Annotated in this window: 16 protein-coding genes; 6 read left to right on the top strand and 10 right to left on the bottom strand. The window is 73.7% G+C overall.

The window, feature by feature from the left end:
* From LIX60_RS30145 to LIX60_RS30125, 5 genes are all read right to left on the bottom strand, one after another.
* On the bottom strand, positions 1–1,428 hold the full coding sequence (locus LIX60_RS30145; protein ID WP_227962480.1) for a nodulation protein NfeD: 1,428 nt from the start codon (positions 1,426–1,428) through the stop codon (positions 1–3).
* Between the two features lie 139 nt (positions 1,429–1,567).
* Positions 1,568–2,371 carry a VOC family protein gene (locus LIX60_RS30140; protein ID WP_227962479.1) on the bottom strand — a complete coding sequence of 268 codons (804 nt, stop codon included), beginning with the start codon at positions 2,369–2,371 and terminating at the stop codon, positions 1,568–1,570.
* 506 nt (positions 2,372–2,877) lie between these two features.
* A complete protein-coding gene (locus LIX60_RS30135) occupies positions 2,878–3,099 on the bottom strand; it encodes a hypothetical protein (RefSeq protein WP_227962478.1) in 222 nt (73 codons plus the stop codon).
* 156 nt (positions 3,100–3,255) lie between these two features.
* Positions 3,256–3,678: an SSI family serine proteinase inhibitor gene (locus LIX60_RS30130; protein WP_227962477.1), complete on the bottom strand. Its 423-nt coding sequence runs from the start codon at positions 3,676–3,678 to the stop codon at positions 3,256–3,258.
* Positions 3,679–3,842: 164 nt separating this feature from the next.
* Complete coding sequence (locus tag LIX60_RS30125) at positions 3,843–4,859, bottom strand: LacI family DNA-binding transcriptional regulator (RefSeq protein WP_227962476.1); 1,017 nt, start codon at positions 4,857–4,859, stop codon at positions 3,843–3,845.
* 288 nt (positions 4,860–5,147) lie between these two features.
* Here LIX60_RS30125 and LIX60_RS30120 point away from each other — a divergent pair, with 288 nt between their 5' ends.
* The 4 genes from LIX60_RS30120 (at position 5,148) to LIX60_RS30105 (ending at position 10,171) form a co-directional block, all read left to right on the top strand.
* Positions 5,148–6,452: an ABC transporter substrate-binding protein gene (locus tag LIX60_RS30120; protein WP_227962475.1), complete on the top strand. Its 1,305-nt coding sequence runs from the start codon at positions 5,148–5,150 to the stop codon at positions 6,450–6,452.
* Between the two features lie 95 nt (positions 6,453–6,547).
* On the top strand, positions 6,548–7,636 hold the full coding sequence (locus LIX60_RS30115) for a carbohydrate ABC transporter permease (protein ID WP_227962474.1): 1,089 nt from the start codon (positions 6,548–6,550) through the stop codon (positions 7,634–7,636).
* A 19-nt stretch (positions 7,637–7,655) separates the two neighbouring features.
* Positions 7,656–8,585, top strand: a complete 930-nt coding sequence (locus LIX60_RS30110; RefSeq protein ID WP_227962473.1) for a carbohydrate ABC transporter permease — start codon at positions 7,656–7,658, stop codon at positions 8,583–8,585.
* 125 nt (positions 8,586–8,710) lie between these two features.
* Positions 8,711–10,171 (top strand): GH1 family beta-glucosidase, encoded by a 1,461-nt coding sequence (locus LIX60_RS30105; protein ID WP_227962472.1) that lies wholly within the window; start codon positions 8,711–8,713, stop codon positions 10,169–10,171.
* A 118-nt stretch (positions 10,172–10,289) separates the two neighbouring features.
* Here LIX60_RS30105 and LIX60_RS30100 read toward each other — a convergent pair whose 3' ends face one another.
* The 3 genes from LIX60_RS30100 to LIX60_RS30090 form a co-directional block, all read right to left on the bottom strand.
* The gene (locus tag LIX60_RS30100) at positions 10,290–10,856 is read right to left on the bottom strand and encodes a rhodanese-like domain-containing protein (RefSeq protein WP_227962471.1); all 567 of its coding nucleotides are present in this window, start codon (positions 10,854–10,856) and stop codon (positions 10,290–10,292) included.
* A gap of 312 nt (positions 10,857–11,168) precedes the next feature.
* Positions 11,169–11,531 (bottom strand): rhodanese-like domain-containing protein, encoded by a 363-nt coding sequence (locus LIX60_RS30095; protein ID WP_227962469.1) that lies wholly within the window; start codon positions 11,529–11,531, stop codon positions 11,169–11,171.
* A gap of 135 nt (positions 11,532–11,666) precedes the next feature.
* Positions 11,667–13,025 carry an MBL fold metallo-hydrolase gene (locus LIX60_RS30090; protein ID WP_227962467.1) on the bottom strand — a complete coding sequence of 453 codons (1,359 nt, stop codon included), beginning with the start codon at positions 13,023–13,025 and terminating at the stop codon, positions 11,667–11,669.
* Between the two features lie 427 nt (positions 13,026–13,452).
* Between LIX60_RS30090 and LIX60_RS30085 the strand changes: the two genes are divergently transcribed.
* Entirely contained in the window at positions 13,453–13,719 is a 267-nt protein-coding gene (locus tag LIX60_RS30085) for a metal-sensitive transcriptional regulator (protein WP_019707948.1), read from the top strand.
* Between the two features lie 146 nt (positions 13,720–13,865).
* Here the strand turns inward: LIX60_RS30085 and LIX60_RS30080 are convergent, their stop codons facing one another.
* Positions 13,866–14,258 carry a DUF302 domain-containing protein gene (locus LIX60_RS30080; RefSeq protein ID WP_227962465.1) on the bottom strand — a complete coding sequence of 131 codons (393 nt, stop codon included), beginning with the start codon at positions 14,256–14,258 and terminating at the stop codon, positions 13,866–13,868.
* 197 nt (positions 14,259–14,455) lie between these two features.
* On the opposite strand from LIX60_RS30080, the gene LIX60_RS30075 reads away from it, so the two are divergent.
* Complete coding sequence (locus tag LIX60_RS30075) at positions 14,456–15,376, top strand: universal stress protein (protein WP_227962463.1); 921 nt, start codon at positions 14,456–14,458, stop codon at positions 15,374–15,376.
* 81 nt (positions 15,377–15,457) lie between these two features.
* On the opposite strand, the gene LIX60_RS30070 is transcribed toward LIX60_RS30075, so the two are convergent.
* On the bottom strand, positions 15,458–16,333 hold the full coding sequence (locus LIX60_RS30070) for a hypothetical protein (protein ID WP_227962461.1): 876 nt from the start codon (positions 16,331–16,333) through the stop codon (positions 15,458–15,460).
* Positions 16,334–16,421 lie beyond the last annotated feature (88 nt).

The raw sequence follows: 16,421 nt of genomic DNA, 5'->3' as shown, positions 1-16,421 counted from the left end.
TCACTCCTTCTCGGAAGGCGGCCGGTCCCCACCGGGGCCGGCGTGTTCGACGACGAGTACGAGGTCCTGCCGGTCCACGATCCGGACGAGCTGCCCCTCCGCCAGGGGGGTGTCCCGGCCGAGGACGTCCCACCACGCGCCGTCGAGCAGCACCTGGCCGCGGTCGCCCTCGGCCCGGCGCACGACCACCTCGCGTCCGAGGAGGGCTTCCTCCCCGGTGGCCGGCGGACCGCGCCGGGCCCGCCAGGCCAGGCGGCCGGCGATCAGCGAGCCGGCTCCCACCACGAGGGCGGTGGGCCACAGCACGGCCGGATCGACCTCGGTCTCCCCGCGGAAGAGGAAGATCCCGGCGAACACCAGGGCGACGGTGCCGCCTCCGGCGAACGCCCCGATACCGGGGGTGAGCACCTCGCCCGCGAAGAGCGCGGCGGCGAGGAGGATCAGGAACAGCCCGGCCACGTGGAAGGGCAGGACGCTCAGCGCGGTGAAGCCGAGGAGCAGGGCGATGGCGCCGATGACCCCGCCGAAGCCCATGCCGGGGCTGGCGAGTTCGTAGATGACGGCCAGGGTGCCGATGGACAGGAAGAGGTACGCCAGTTCGGGGCTGGCCAGCATCTGCCGCAGCTCGCCGAAGAAGCCGAGGTCGTACTCCACGACGCGGGCGCCGGCCGTCCGCAGCACCACCTCACGTCTCCGGTCCTCCGAGCCCACCTCGACCCGCCGGCCGTCGGCCGCGTCGAGCACGGCCCGGCGGGAGGGCTCCACCAGGTCGACCACGTTCTGCCGCAGCGCCGCGCGGTCCGAGATGGAGGTCCCCTCGCGGACCATGTCCTCGGCGAAGCCGGTGTTGCGCCCGCGCTGCTCGGCGATCGAGACGGCGAACGCGGCGGAGTCGTTGACGACCTTCTCGCTCGCCTCCTCCCCCTGGCCGCCGACCGGGGTGCCCGCGCCGATGTGGGTGCCCGGGGCCATGGCCGCGACATGGGCGGCCATGGTGATGTAGGCGCCCGCCGAGGCGGCACGCGCCCCGGAGGGCGAGACGTGGACGATGACGGGGACCCGGGCGTTGAGGAAGGCCCGCACGATGCCCCGGGTGGACTCCAGCAGCCCGCCCGGGGTGTCCAGTTCGACCAGCAGCGCGGCGTGGTCCCCGGCCTCCGCCCGGCGCAGCCCGTCTTCGAGGTGGCCCTCCACGACCGGGGTGATGGTGCCGTCGACCCGGGTCGCCAGCACCGTCCGCTCCTCCGCCGGCGCGGCACCCGCCGCCGGCAGGGCCAGGAGCCCGGCCAGGACGGCGAGGAAGACCGAGGCGCACAGCCGGACGGGGAACGACGGCGCGCCGCCGGGACCGGGCGGACGGTCCCGGCGCCGCCGCCGGCGGGCCGGACCGGTCCGGCCGGGGGGCTCTGCTTCTGCTGCCCGCGCCATGGATGTCTCCTGAGAGGGGCCTCGCACCGCGGTGTCCGCACCCGGGACTCCACCCCTCAGGGACCGGGCCGGGCGCGGACGCCGGGGCCGGGTTCCCCGTTCTCCGGATGCCAATCCGCCAACGTGCCCGGTTCGGCCGTCAGTTGCCGGAAGGAGAGGGGGTGAGCACGACGAAGTCCGCCCCGAAGGGGTCGGCGCAGACGGCCATCCGGCCGACGCCCTCGGCGGTCTCCGGCCCCATCTGCACCGTGCCGCCGTTCTCCGTGACCTTCGCGACCGTGGCGTCGCAGTCCTCGACCGCGAAGACCGGGTGCCAGTAGGGGCGCCCGCCGGTCTGCTGCAGATGCTCCGCCGGGAGTTCCATGATGCCGCCGTGCATCCGCTCCTCGCCCTTGCCGGCGGGGCCGATGAGGATGTAGGTGCCGCCTCCGCCGGGCATCTCCATGTCCTGCGTCTCCCAGCCGAGGAGGCCGCGGTAGAACTCCCGCGCGGCGGCGCCGTCGGTGGTGTACAGCTCGACCCAGCACAGGGCTCCCGGCGCGTCCACGGACTCCAGGCCCGGCTCCCGCGCCCCGGGCTGCCAGAGGGCGAACTCTCCCCCGAGGGGGTCGGTGAGCTGGGCCATCCGGCCCTCACCGCCCATGTCGGACGGGGGCACCCGCACCGCGCCGCCGTCCCGCTCCACGGCCTGGGCCGCGGCGTCCGCGTCGGGGGTGAGGAAGTAGACCGTCCAGGCGGGGCGGGCGCCCTCCTCGGTGAGCGGACCGGCCGCGGCGACCACCCGGCCGTCCCGGCGGAACACGCCGTATCCCCCGGCCTCCGGGCCGGCGGACCGGAACTCCCAGTCGAAGACGGCGCCGTAGAAACCGGTCGCGGCGCCGACGTCGGGCACGCCGAGATCGATCCAGCAGGGGGAGCCGGTGACGAAGTCAGTGGTGATCACGGGGGTTCCTTTCGCGGGCCGTCCGTCGTTGCCGTGGGATCAGCCTGCCACCGGCCACCGACAGCCGCCCGGCGGCCGTCCCCCGGCCGGCTCCGGCGGGGGGACGGGCGCGTCCGGGCGGGGCACCGCGCGCCTACCGCTCCGGGGCGTCCCCGAAGTCGTCCTCCGCTCCGCTGATCGTCTCGTCGAAGACGGGAGTCAGGAAGGGGTTCGTGGCGGGGGGCCCGGAGGCCGCCGCCGTGGTGGTCCGCTCCGCTTCGACGGCGGAGAAGAGCGAGGTCGTCTGGTGGATGGGAGGTCTCCGGTTCAGGGGAAGGACGGCCGGTACGGCCGGACGGCGCCGTCTCGGGCGCCGGTGGGGGCGGCCGCCCGGTCTCGGGCGCCGCCGTCCGGGGCCGCCGGCACGGGGACCACGGGGTGGCCGGGCCGTACCGGAAGCCTCGCGAGGTGGCCGGCGCGCCCCCGGAGCCGGCCCTCTGCGGACCGGGCAGCGGGCGGCCGGCGCCTCAGAGCTTGGTCATCTTGCTGTAGGGACTCTTGACGCGCGCGCGAAGGCCGCCGAAGTCCACCAGGACCGCGGTCTCGTCCTCCACACCGATGACCCGGCCGAGGCCGTGCTCGTCGTGAGTGACCCGGTTTCCCACCGCGAACTGCTCGGGCGGCGGCACGACCGGGACGTTGAAGGGGCTGGAAGGCAGGTGGCGCCGGTATCCGGCTGACTTTGTCATTGGGTCCAGTATGCGCCAGCCAGCCCCCGGGTGGGAGGTGTGGGGCCCATTACCGTGCGATCACGGTTCGGCCGGGGCCCGGGGCGGCCCCGGCACCGCCCGTTCCGGGGGCCGCGCCGCCGCGGGCCGGGATGCCCGGCGGGGCCGGTCAGCGGCTCAGAAGCGGAAGACACCCCCGGTCGCGGCGGCCGCGCAGCCGCGGTTGGAGTACCGCTCCGTGAAGGAGACCTCGCGGGCGCCCCAGTTGCCGTCGGCGGTGACGGTCACCGGCGCCCAGAGCCCCGTGCAGCCCGCGGAGCCGGGGGCGATCCGCTCGAAGTACCCGTCCGCCGCGGCCAGCGTCGCACAGGCCTCCTTGGGACGGGGATGGGTGCCGCCCGGCGGGTCGCACTCCAGGGTGACGGTGGTGCGCGGGCCGGATCCGGACGGCTGGTCCGGGGTGATGGTGAGGGTCAGCGAGGATCCGGGCGCGGTGGCCGGGGAGGCGGCCGCAGCCGGTGCGGCCGGGAGGGCCGGCAGGGCGAGGGCGAGGCCCGTGGTGAGGGCCGCGGCTAAGCCGGGAACACGCTTTCTCCGCATGTGTTTCTCCTTCACGAGAGGTGCTCGGGAGGTGACGCGGCGAGGCTAACAACGCGGACGGGAGGAGGACATGGCTCCGGCGGGGCGGACGCCGCGGACGCCACGGACGGCGGGACGGCGGGCCCGGGTCCGGAGGTGGCCGGGTGGCCGGGTGGCGCGGAGGATCAGCTGGAGTCGCGGACGACGAGCGAGGTGGGCAGCACCAGGGAGTGCTCCGCGCTCCCCGGCTCGTCGATCTCCTTCAGCAGCAACTCCGTTATGGTGCGGCCCAGTTCCTCGACGGGCTGGCGGACCGTGGTCAGCGGCGGATCGGTGTGGCGGGCGATGATCGAGTCGTCGAAGCCGACCACCGCCACGTCCTCCGGGATCCGCCGCCCGAGCTTGCGCAGTTCGGCCACGGCGCCCGCCGCCATCACGTCCGAGGCGGCGAACACGGCGTCCAGGCCGGGGTGCCGCTCCAGCAGGGCGCGGATCGCGGCGCGGCCGCCCTCCTCGGTGAAGTCGGCCGGCTCGGCCATGCTCTCGTCGGGCTCCAGGCCGCCGCGCCGCAGTTCGTCGCGCCAGCCCTGGAGCCGGCTGTGGCCGACGTCCATGTCGAGGGGGCCGCTGATGGTCGCGATCCTGGTGCGTCCGCGCTCCAGCAGGTGGCGCACCGCCTCGGCGGCGCCGCCCAGGTTGTCGGAGTGGACGTGGGGCAGGACCTCGTCCGGCGACCGGCGGCCGGCGAGGACGGTCGGCAGGCCCATCTCCTCCAGCAGTCCGGGCAGCGGGTCGTCCCGGTGGACGGAGACCAGCAGCACGCCGTCGACGCGGCGGGCGGCGAGGAACCGGGTGAACTGGTCCAGTTCCCGCTGGTCCCGGACGAGGACGAGGAGCAACTGGATCTGGCTCTCGGCGAGTCCGGTGCTCACTCCGCGGATCACGGCGGAGAAGTACGGTTCGGAGCCGAGCCGGCTCTCGGACTCGGGGATCACCAGCGCGATGGAGTCGGCCCGGCTCGTGACGAGGCTGCGGGCCACCGAGTTGGGGACGTAGTTGAGCTCGCTGATGGCCGCCTCGACGGCGGCCTTGGCCGCGTCGCTGACCAGGGGGGAACCGTTGAGGACGCGGGAGACCGTGGTGCGGCCGACCCCGGCTCGCGCGGCCACGGTTTTAATAGTTGGCCGTTGACTGGCGCCCATGGGCTGCCGTCTCTCCTCTCCTGCACGGCGCCGCGGACGGCGCCTAGCAGCGCATTGTGCCAGACGGCGGCCCGCCCGCCTCCCGGCCGTCGGGGACTGGGACACGTTCTCGTAACGGAGACGACTTCTCTTCTTGACGCCATCCGTTTTCGGTCACACAGTCATCAGCAACCCCGGTGGGATCGTTCCCACCCGGCGATGGGAACGGTCCCACCCTAGCCCAGCTCGGGGGGACAGCCTCGAAGAGCCAAGGCTCCGGCGCTCCGGCGCCGCCACTAGGAGGACGTCATGGGCAGTGTCCGCAAGGCAGTTGGTACAAGAGTCGTAGCCGCCGTCTCGGCCGCTCTCTCCCTCGCGCTCGTCGCGGGCTGCGGGGGCGGGGACGGCGAGAGCGGGAAGACGGACGACGGCAAGACCAAGATCACCATGGGGCTCTTCGGAGTGATGGGCTTCAAGGAGACCGAACTCCTGAAGCGCTACATGAAGGAGAACCCGGACGTCGTCGTCGAGGCCGACGTGGCCGGCGACGAGCAGACGTACTACACGGCCCTGCAGACGCGGCTGGCGGCCGGGAGCGGGCTGAAGGACATCCAGGGCATCGAGATCGGCCGGGCCAAGGAGCTCGTCGACACCCAGGCCGACAAGTTCGCCGACCTGTCGGACGTGGACGGCATCGACCACTTCCTGCCCTGGAAGCTGAGCCAGGTGACCACGCCCAAGGACAAGATCATCGGCCTGGGCACGGACATCGGCCCGATGGCCGTCTGCTACCGCAAGGACCTCTTCGAGAAGGCCGGCCTGCCCGGCGACCGCGAGGAGGTGGCCAAGCTCTGGGAGAACGACTGGTCCGAGTACGTCGAGACCGGCAAGAAGTTCAAGAAGGGCCTCAAGGACGACAAGGCCGCCTATCTGGACAGCGCCTCGGGTCTTTTCAACGCGATGATCTACGGCAACTCCGAGCAGTTCTATGACAAGAACGGCGAACTGATCCACAAGACGAACCCCGCCGTCCAGGAGGCCTGGGACCTGGCCTCGGAGACCGCGACCGCCGGACTGACCGCCAAGCTGCGGCAGTTCCAGCCCGGCTGGGACCCGGGACTGGCGAACAGCACCTTCGCCACCACCGTCTGCCCGGCCTGGATGCTCGCCCACATCAGCGAGAAGGCCGGCCCGGAGAACAAGGGCAAGTGGGACGTGGCCGAGGCTCCGAAGGGCGCCAACTGGGGCGGCTCCTTCCTCGGTGTCATGGACAGCAGCCCGGTGAAGGAGGAGGCCAAGAAGCTGGTCGCCTGGCTGACCGCGCCGGAGCAGCAGGCGTACCTCTTCCAGGAGCTGGGCAACTTCCCGTCCTCCGAGGAGGCGCTGAAGGACCCGGCGGTCTCCGGGGCGAAGTCGGAGTACTTCAACGACGCGCCGATCGGTGAGATCTTCGGCGCCGCCGCCAAGGACATCCCCGAGGAGCAGGTGCTGGGCCGCAAGGACGGCACCATCAAGGACATCTTCTCCCAGGGCCTCCAGCTGATCGAGCAGGGCAAGAGCCCCTCCGAGGCGCGGAAGACCACCAACGAGCGCATCGAGAAGGCCGTCGGCTGACCCACCCCGTGACGCCCGGTGGCCGCCGCCCGCCCGCGGCGGCGGCCACCGGGCTCCGCCCGCCCCGCCCACGACTTGACGGAAGGAAGCCCTCCGTGGCCACCTCCACCTCGGTACCCCCGGCCGACGGGCCACAGGACGCCCCGGCCGACGCCCCCGGAGGGCCCGGCTCCGGCGGCTCCAAGGACACCCGGCAGCGCCGGCGCAACCTCTTCCACCGGCTGGACGTGGGAGCCGCGCCCTACACGTTCATCGCCCCGTTCTTCGTGATCTTCGCGGCGTTCAGCTTCTATCCGCTGCTCTACACGTCCTGGATCTCCCTCCACGACGTGGAACTCGCCACCATGGACGTGATGGTGTGGCAGGGGCTGCAGAACTACACCGAACTCCTGCAGGACGAGCGGTTCTGGAACGCAGTCGCCAACACCGTCACCATCGGCGTGATCTCCGCCGTCCCCCAGCTGCTGATGGCCCTGGGCCTGGCCCATCTGCTGAACTACCGGATGCGGGGCTCGGCCTTCTTCCGGGTCGCGGCCCTCACCCCGTACGCGACCTCCGTAGGCGCCGCCGCGCTCGTCTTCACCATGCTGTTCGAGCGCGACTTCGGCATGATCAACTGGTTTCTGAGCCTCTTCGGTTTCGACAACGTCGACTGGGAGAGCCAGAAGTGGCCCGCCCAGTTCGCCATCTCCTCCATCGTGATCTGGCGGTGGACCGGCTACAACGCCCTGCTGTACCTGGCGGCGATGCAGGCCATCCCCAAGGACCGGTACGAGGCCGCGGCCATCGACGGCGCCACGCGCTGGCAGCAGTTCCGCACGGTGACCATCCCCGGCATCCGGCCCACGATCGTCTTCACCATCGTGCTCTCCACCATCGGTTCCACCCAGCTCTTCGGCGAACCCCTGATCTTCGGCCAGGGCCCGAACGGCATCACGGGCGGCGTGAACAACCAGTACCAGACCCTCGGGCTGCTGCTGTACGAGGAGGGCTGGAAGAACTACCAGATGGGGCGGGCGGCCACGGTCGCGTGGACGATGTTCCTGCTGCTCATCCTGGTCTTCGTGGCGCAGCGCCTCATCAAGCGCCTGATGGCGTCCCGGCAGGCCGCGGCCCGGCCCGCGCCGGCCGCGCCGCCACCCGCCTCCCCCTCCTCGTCGTCCTTGTCCTCGTCCTCGTCCTGACCAGGGAGCGGTAACCACCATGACCACCGAAACCGTCCCCGGCCGGGCCAACCCCCGCAAGTCCCCCCCGAGTCCCGCGCCGTTCCCGGCCCGCAACCGGCTGCGGCTGCGGCTGCGCCCCCGGGCCGGCCGCCAGCACCACGCCGGCCCGCTCTCCTACGCCCTGCTGATCCTGGCCGCCCTCCTCTCGGTCTTCCCGCTGTACTGGACGATGGTGGCGGCCTCGACCGACAACACCCGGGTCAGCCAGACCCCTCCGCCCTTCCTGCCGGGCCCGAACCTCTTCAAGAACCTGGCGGCGGCCTGGCAGGACGCCGCGATGGGGCAGGCCCTGATCAACAGCACCATCGTGGCCGGGACGATCGCCCTGTCCACGGTGCTCTTCGCCACCCTGGCCGGCTTCGCCTTCGCCAAGCTGCGCTTCAAGGGCCGCAACGTCCTGATGACGCTGGTCATCGGCACGATGATGGTGCCGCCCCAGCTCGGCGTCGTGCCGCTGTTCATGATGATGAGCGAGCTGGGCTGGGGGCAGAAGCTGCCCGCCGTCATCTTCCCGACCCTGGTCAGCGCGGTCGGTGTGTTCTTCATGCGGCAGTACCTCAGCGAGGCGCTGCCGGACGAGCTCATCGAGGCCGGCCGGGTCGACGGCGCGCACTCGCTGCGGATCTTCTGGAGCATCGTGCTGCCCGTCGCGCGCCCGGCGATGGCCGTCATCTTCATGATCACGTTCGTGCACGCCTGGAACGACTTCTTCTGGCCGTTCATCGCGCTGGACATGAGCAACCCCACGATCCCGGTCGCCCTGACCCAGCTCAGCGCGGGTTATGTGCGGGACCAGTCGGTCATCATGGCCGGCGCCCTGCTCGGCACGCTGCCGCTGCTGCTGATGTTCGTCGTCTTCGGCCGCCAGATCGTCGGCGGGATCATGCAGGGCGCGGTCAAGGGCTGACGGCCCGTCCCCTCCCCTCGCTTCGCCTCCCTTCCCCTCCTCCCCACCGGGCAGCCGTCCGGTCTCCCCCGGCTGCCCTCTCCTCCCCTCCCCCTCCGTACCACCGCACCGTGGAAGGACCCCTCGTGTCCTCAGCAACCCGTACGACCGCCCCCGCCGCGGACTCCACCGGCGGCCGCGCCTTCCCGCCCGGCTTCCTCTGGGGCACCGCCACCGCCGCCTACCAGATCGAGGGCGCCGCCGACATCGACGGCCGCACCCCCTCCATCTGGGACACCTTCTCCCGCACGCCCGGGAAGGTGCGCAACGGCGACACCGGGGACATCGCCACCGACCACTACCACCGCTGGCGCGAGGACGTCGCGATCATGGCGGATCTGGGGGTGGGGGCCTACCGGTTCTCCATCTCCTGGCCGCGCGTCCAGCCCACCGGGCGCGGTCCGGCCCTGCAGAAGGGCCTGGACTTCTACCGCCGGCTCACCGACGAACTGCTGGAGAAGGGCATCCAGCCGGTCGCCACCCTCTACCACTGGGACCTCCCCCAGGATCTGGAGGACGCCGGCGGCTGGCCGCAGCGGGAGACCTCCCACCGCTTCGCCGACTACGCGGCCCTGGCCGCCGAGGCGCTCGGCGACCGGGTCCGGACCTGGACCACCCTCAACGAGCCCTGGTGCAGCGCCTTCCTCGGCTACGGCTCCGGGGTGCACGCCCCGGGCCGCACCGACCAGGTGGCGGCGCTCCGCGCGGCGCACCACCTCAACCTCGGGCACGGGCTGGCCGTCCAGGCGCTGCGTTCCGGAACGCCCGCCGGCACCAAGGTGTCCGTCACCCTCAACCTGCACCACGTACGGCCGCTGACGGACAGCGCCGAGGACGCGGACGCGGTCCGCCGGATCGACGGCGTCGCCAACCGGGTCTTCACCGGGCCCATGCTGCAGGGCGCGTACCCGGCCGACACCCTGGCCGACACCGCGCATCTGACGGACTGGTCGTTCGTCCGGGACGGCGACACCGCCGAGATCAGGCAGCCGCTGGACTTCCTGGGCGTCAACTACTACACGCCCACCCTCGTCTCGGCCGCCGCCGAGGCCGGGGCGCACCGCTCGGACGGGCACGGCGCCAGCCCGTACAGCCCCTGGCCGGGCGGTGACCGGGTGGCCTTCCATCTGCCGCCCGGCGACACCACGGCCATGGGGTGGGCCGTCGACCCGAGCGGGCTGTACGACCTGCTGCTCCGGGTCCGGGACGACGTTCCCGGGCTGCCGCTGATGATCACGGAGAACGGCGCGGCCTTCGACGACTACGCCGGCCCGGAGGGCGAGGTGCGCGACCCGGGCCGGATCGGCTACCTCCACGGCCATCTCGACGCCGTGCACCGGGCGATCGCGGACGGGGTGGACGTCCGCGGCTACTTCCTCTGGTCGCTGCTCGACAACTTCGAGTGGGGCTACGGCTACAGCAAGCGGTTCGGCGCGGTGTACGTGGACTACCCGACCGGCACGCGCATTCCGAAGTCCAGCGCCCGCTGGTACGCGGGGGTGGCCCGGAGCAACGTCCTGCCGCCGGTTGCGGACGGCACGAGCTGACGGACCTCCGGAAGCCCGGCCGGGATCACGGGGTCCGGCCGGCTCCGGACACCGCGCCGCCCCGGGTGCGCCCCCGCTTCCTGCGGTGGGGACGCGCACCCGGGGCGGCGCCGTGCCGTCAGCCGCGGAGTTCCGCCAGGGTGGTGTCCAGGCCGGCGCCGCCGCGCGGCCGGTTGTTGTAGGGCAGCTTGCCCAGCATGACGGCCATGCCGCAGGTGTTGGTGAGGGCGGAGAAGACCAGTCCGCCGGCGATGAACGCCGAGATCCACCGCGCCATGGGGAAGAAGAGGCCGAGGACCAGGCCGAGCAGGACCAGGGAGCCGGCCACCAGCCGGACCTGCCGGTCCATCGCCCAGGCCCGGCGGCCGCCCTCGGGCCGGTCGAGCGGATGGCCGTGCTCCGCCCAGGCGTCGGTGCCGCCGACGAGGGTCGCGGCGGGGACACCGGCCGCGGTGAGCTCCTCGCACGCCTGCTGCGAGCGGGAGCCGGAGGCGCAGACCACGGCGAGCTCGCCGCGCCCGGCCGCTTCCCGGAGCTCGGGCAGGGCGCGCCGGAGCTGGTCGAGCGGGATGTTGAGGGCGCCGGGGATGTGGCCGCCCGCGTACTCACCGGGGGTGCGCACGTCTATGACGGTGAGGTGGTCCAGGCGGGGGTGCAGCTGCTGGGGGGTCAGAGCCGAGCTCATGGATTCCGGGTCCTTACTCGTCGCGCCTACGGGATCGGGGCCTGCTTGCCGGGGGTGCCTGCCGGGGGCCGGGCGCGGCCCGTACCCGGTCGGTCAGGGTACGTCCTGGGCGCGCGGCGGCTTCCCCGCCGTCCGGTGGACGGACGGGAGGAACCGGCGGCCCACACCATACCCGCAGGGGCATCCTCCGGTGTCCCGGTCCGGTCATCGCCCCCGCGGCTCCGGCTCCCCTTGCGCTGTCCGTTTCCCGGCAGCGCGATCGCCCCGGCCGGACGGCCGGGGCGATCGGGTGGGTCGCGGAGGCGGGGCGGGTCAGACGACCTGGCCGGGGCCTCCGCCGGCCGTGCGGACCGGCAGCCCGGCCTGCTCCCAGGCGCGCATACCGCCCGCGACGTTGACGGTGTCGATGCCGCGGCCGTTCAGGATCTCGGTCGCCTGCCGGGAGCGGTTGCCCGAGCGGCAGAGGGCCAGCACCCGGCGTCCCCGCGCCTCGGCCGGGAGGTCCGCGCCGGCGGCCAGCGCGGAGAGCGGCAGGAAGACGGAGTCCGGGGCGTGCCCGGCCGTGAACTCGGGGGTCTCCCGGACGTCGAGCAGGACGGCGTCGCCGCTGCGGGCTCGCTCGACGGCCTCGGCCACGGTGATCTCGGGGGTGCGGGGGCGGTGCGGAAGGGTCATGGAATCTCCGGGTGACTGCGCGGACAGCGGGACGGGGAGAGGACGAGAGGGACGGATCGGGCGACGGGGGGACGGGCGGTGGCCCGCGGCCGGGTCCTCGGCCGGCCACGGGCCACCGGTTCGGGGGGCGGAGGGTCAGCCGTTCTCGACGAGGCCCTCTTCGCCGGCGTTGTCGAAGCTGTCGTCCACGGCCACCACCTCGCGGCCCATGGCGTCCAGCATCGACGCGGCGATCCCGGCGCGCATACCGCCGGCACAGTGCACCCACACCGTGCCCTCCGGTATCTCGCCGAGCCGGCCGTGCAGCTCGTGGATGGGGATGTGGACGGAGCCGCGGATCCGGGCGCCGGCCCGCTCGGAGTCGCGCCGGACGTCCAGGACGACCGTCTCCGCGCCGCGCCCGATCTCCTTCGCCAGCGTGGCGAAGTCCGAGCGGCGGAAGGAGCGCAGCGCCTCCGGGTTGTCCACCCACTCGGCGGGGGCGCCGGTGGCGGCGGCGGCCGGGCGGTCGATGCCGACCCGGACCAGTTCGCGCTGCGCGGCGGTGATCTGCTCGGGGGTCTCGGCGAGCAGGGTCACCGGCTTGCCCCACGGGATCATCCAGGCCAGGTAGGTGGCGAGCTGTCCTTCGAGCTCGAAGTTGAACGCGCCGGCGACGTGGCCCTCCGCGAAGGCGACGCGGTTGCGCAGGTCCACGACCCACTCCCCGGCGGCCAGCCGTGCCGCGATCTCGGCGGCGTCGGCCCGGCGGGGCGCGGTCAGGTCGACGGGGCCGGGGCCCTCGGCGTTGGCCGGGCCCATGTGCGTGTAGTAGGCGGGGACGGCGTCGAGGCCGGCCAGCATGTCGGCGACGAAGGTGTCGACGTCCTTGGTCAGGGCGTCGTTGCCGGTCTTCTCGCGGCCGATGGTGGTGGACTCGCCCTCGGCCTGCGAGGAGGAGCAGAAGCTCCCGAAGCCGTGGGTGGGCAGGACCTTCACCTCGTCGGGGAGCTCGGCCAGCCGGTGCGCGGAGGCGTGCTGCGCGCGGGCCAGTTCCTCGGTCAGCCGGGGCTCGACGAGGTCGGGGCGGCCGACGGTGCCGATCAGCAGGGAGCCGCCGGTGAAGGCGGCCACCGGCACTCCGCCGTCCTCCAGGACGTAGGAGGTGTGGTGGGGGGTGTGGCCGGGGGTGGCGACCGCCCGTACGGCGACGCCCTCCTCCAGCTCCGCGGTGTCGCCGTCGGCGACGGGGACACGGGAGAACGAGACGTTCGCTCCGGCGGGCACCAGGTAGCGGGCTCCGGTGAGGCGCGCGAGCTGCAGGCCGCCGGTCACGTAGTCGTTGTGGATGTGGGTCTCCACGACGTGGGTGATGCGCACTCCGCGGCGGGTGGCCGCGGCGAGAACCTGGTCGATGTCGCGGGGCGGGTCCACGGCCACGGCGGCGGTCCGCCCGCCGGCCAGGTAGCTGCGGTTACCCAGACCTTCCAGGGCCAGAGTCTCGACGAAGTACATGCGCTCCTCCTGCTTCCTCAAATACCTAGGGGGGTATGTCCGCCACAACACCCTATACCCCCGCCCGTATTTCCCGGGACGCGGAAGGGCCCGCGCCGAGCCCCCCGGGGGCATCCGGCGCCCCCCGGCCCGGAGCCGCGGCACCACAGCCCCGGGGCCCGGCCCGGAGGCGGCGGGCACCCTCCCGGCACCGCCCGCGGGCAGGCCCGGGAATGTTCCGGCACGGGACCGCGTTCCCCATACCCAATGGGGTATGCGAGGGCGGCCACGGTACGCCATCGGCACCGGTGGCAGGAAGCCCGCCCCCGGCCCGGAGTCACTCCCCTCCCCCGCCCCGCCCGGGTGCCGCCGTCCGGCAGCCGGACACCGCGCCCGGGCCCATACCAGCCCGGGTACCATGAACAACCGGTATGAAGGAGGCGTCCGAATGCAGGTGGACGAGGAAGCTGTCGGCGCGGTGCTCAACCGTCTGCGCCGCGCCCAGGGACAGCTGGCAGGCGTGATCGCCATGATCGAGGCCGGGCGTGACTGCAAGGATGTCGTGACCCAGCTCGCCGCCGTGTCCCGCGCACTGGACCGGGCCGGGTTCAAGATCGTGGCCAGCGGTATGCGGCAGTGCATGGCGGCGGCCGACGAGGACACGCCCCCGATGAGCGAGCAGGAACTGGAGAAGCTCTTCCTCGCTCTCGCCTGACCCCGCCCCCGCGGCGGACGGCCCACGGCGCCCCGCGCACAGCGGAACCGGCCGGGGTCCCGGAGAGACCGTTCTCTCCGGGACCCCGGCCGGTCGCATGCCCGGGAGATCCGAATCAGCCCGCCGGGCCGTCGGGCGCCAGGGCGTCAGGTCGTGAGGGCCTCCAGAGCGGCCTGGATGCGCCGGCCGGCCTCCTCCGCCACCGGCTCCATCTCCGACCGTCCCGGCACACTGACCATGACCCCCGGGTCCAGCGCCTGGACCAGGGTCGTCCCGTCCCCCGCGGCGCGCACCACGACGTTGCAGGGCAGCAGCAGGCCGATCTCCCGCTCGATGTCCAGGGCCCGGTGGGCGAGGTGCGGGTTGCAGGCGCCGAGGATGACGTAGTCCTCGATGTCCTCGCCGATCTTGTTCTTCAGCGTCGCGCGGACGTCGATCTCGGTGAGCGTGCCGAACCCCTGCTCCGCGAACGCCTCCTTCACCCGGGGAACGGCCTGGTCGTAGGGGAGGTCCAGGGTGATGGTGCGGGCGTACTCCATTGCTCTTCTCCTCAGCGGTGTCGCGATGTTCCGGGAACAGTCGGAGCCCTTCCCGGTGTCCCGGCCCGCACACCCGCCCCCGGACGGCCCCGCGGGCCCCGCGTTTACGGAGCGGGTGCCGGGGATACCGGTACGGCGTCCGCCGGCGGGCCGCGCAGCCCCCGGCCGGTGCCACCCGTACGCGCGAGGGAGCCGCCATGGTGGAGCAGGATCCCGCCCCCGGGGACACCGGGCCGGGCCCCGTCCTCGTGGGCGTCGACGACGCGCACGACCAGCAGATCGTGGTGCGGCACGCGGCGGCGGAGGCGGCGCGCCGGGGCCTGCCGCTGCACATCCTGCACGCCGTGGAGTGGCCGCTGCCGGCCGGCGCGGCCGAGGTCTACCGGGAGGTCTCCGCCCCGCAGGCGCAGGCTGCGGCCGTGCTGGCGCCGTTCACCGCGCAGGCGCACGCCGAGCACCCGGGGCTGAACGTGGTGGCGGAGCCGTTCGCGGGACGCCCGGCCGCGGCGCTGGTCGACCGCTCCGCGCGGGTGTCGCTGGTGGTCGTCGGGCACCGGGGCACCGGCGGCTTCCCCCGGCTGCCGCTGGGCTCGGTGAGCTGGCAGGTGGCGACGCACGCCGAGTGCCCGGTGATCGTCGTCCGGCCGGGCCGGACCACGGTCCACCCGGCGCACCGGGTGGTCGTCGGCGTGGACACCGCCGAGCCGACGGCCGAGCCGCTGCGGTTCGCCTTCGAGGAGGCCGCGCTGCGGGAGACGGAGCTGACCCTGCTGGCGGCGGGCTCCCGGCCGGAACCGATGACCGTGGAGCCCGTGGGACCGGCCGTGCCGGACCGGGAGGCCGTCACCCGGGCGGAGAACGGCCCGGGGGACCTGGAGGACCTGGCCACGGCATGGCGGCACGAATACCCCAACGTCCCGGTCACCACGCGCCATGTCGCCGGGCGGCCCGCCGCCGCGCTGACGGAGGCGTCCCACGGGGCGGAGCTGGTCGTCGTCGGCTCCCACGGCCGTACCGGGGTGCGGCGGGCGCTGCTGGGATCGGTGAGCGCGGAGGTGCTGCACACCGCCGCCTGCCCGGTGGCCGTCGTACCGGTCCGGGCCGCGGGCGGCGGCTGAGCGCGCCGGGCGGGGCGCGGCCGGGGCCCTCGCCGAGGCGGCCGGAGCGGCTCCGGCGGCGGGGGGCGGCCCGCGGTCGGGCTATGCGGCGGGCCCGCCCGGACCGGCGGCCCGCGCCGGCGTCTCCCGGCCACCCGCGGCCAGCCGGTGCAGGGAGCTCTTGAGCGCGGCGACGAAGCGCTCGCGGGTGTCCTCGTCCACCAGGTCCAGGGAGAGATACGGGTTGAGGTCCTCCAGTTCGACGAGCAGCAGCTCCCCGTCCGCGGTGCGGCAGGCGTCGACCCGCTGGACGCCGTGGTCCGCCGGGTTCCACTCCACGAAGCGGCGGGCGAACCGCAGGTCCTCCGGGCCCGCCTCGTAGGGCTCCAGCCGCCAGCGCTCCTCGGGGCGGGGCGCGTACAGGGCGTACTGGAAGACCCGGTCGACGAAGTAGAACGACACCTCGTACCGGAAACGGATGCGCGGCTGGACGAGGACGTCACCGAAGCGGACCTCCCCCAGCCGGTCCGGGGGGAGGAAGACCAGGCCGTGCGAGTCGGCGCCGCGCAGCGGTTTGACGGCGTACTCGTCCGCCGCGGGCAGCGCCGCCAGGTCCTCGCGGCGGGCCGCGGTCGGGATCACCGGGTATCCGGCGGCGCTCAGCTCGGCCAGATACCCCTTGCCCGCCATGTCCCCCCGGCCGGTCAGCGGCGGCTGGACGCGCACACCGCCGGCCAGGGCCCGGTCGCGGAAGGCGTCGAAGGCGGCCTGGTAATGGGTGACGGGTCCGCTGTTGCGGATCAGTACGACGTCGAAGGCGGCCATGAGCTCCGCCGCGTCCAGCGGGTGGCACAGGGCGACGGTGAAGTCCTCGCGGAGCCGCGCGGAGAGGGCGAGGTCCTCGTCGCCGTAGCGGCGGCCGCGCGCGGGGTAGGCGGGGTCGGTGACGTAGAGCAGGCGCGGGCGGTCGGACGGCATGGCGGGGCGGCTCTCCTGCGGTGCGGGGGTGCGGGGGTGCGGGGGTGCCGGTCAACATACCCGCGCCGGCCGGGTGCGCGGCGGCCCG

This window comes from Streptomyces sp. S07_1.15, assembly GCF_020739505.1.
Lineage (GTDB): Bacteria > Actinomycetota > Actinomycetes > Streptomycetales > Streptomycetaceae > Streptomyces > Streptomyces xinghaiensis.
The sequence above is the reverse complement of the archived record's forward strand: the minus strand, read 5'-3'. Positions and strand labels throughout refer to the sequence as shown.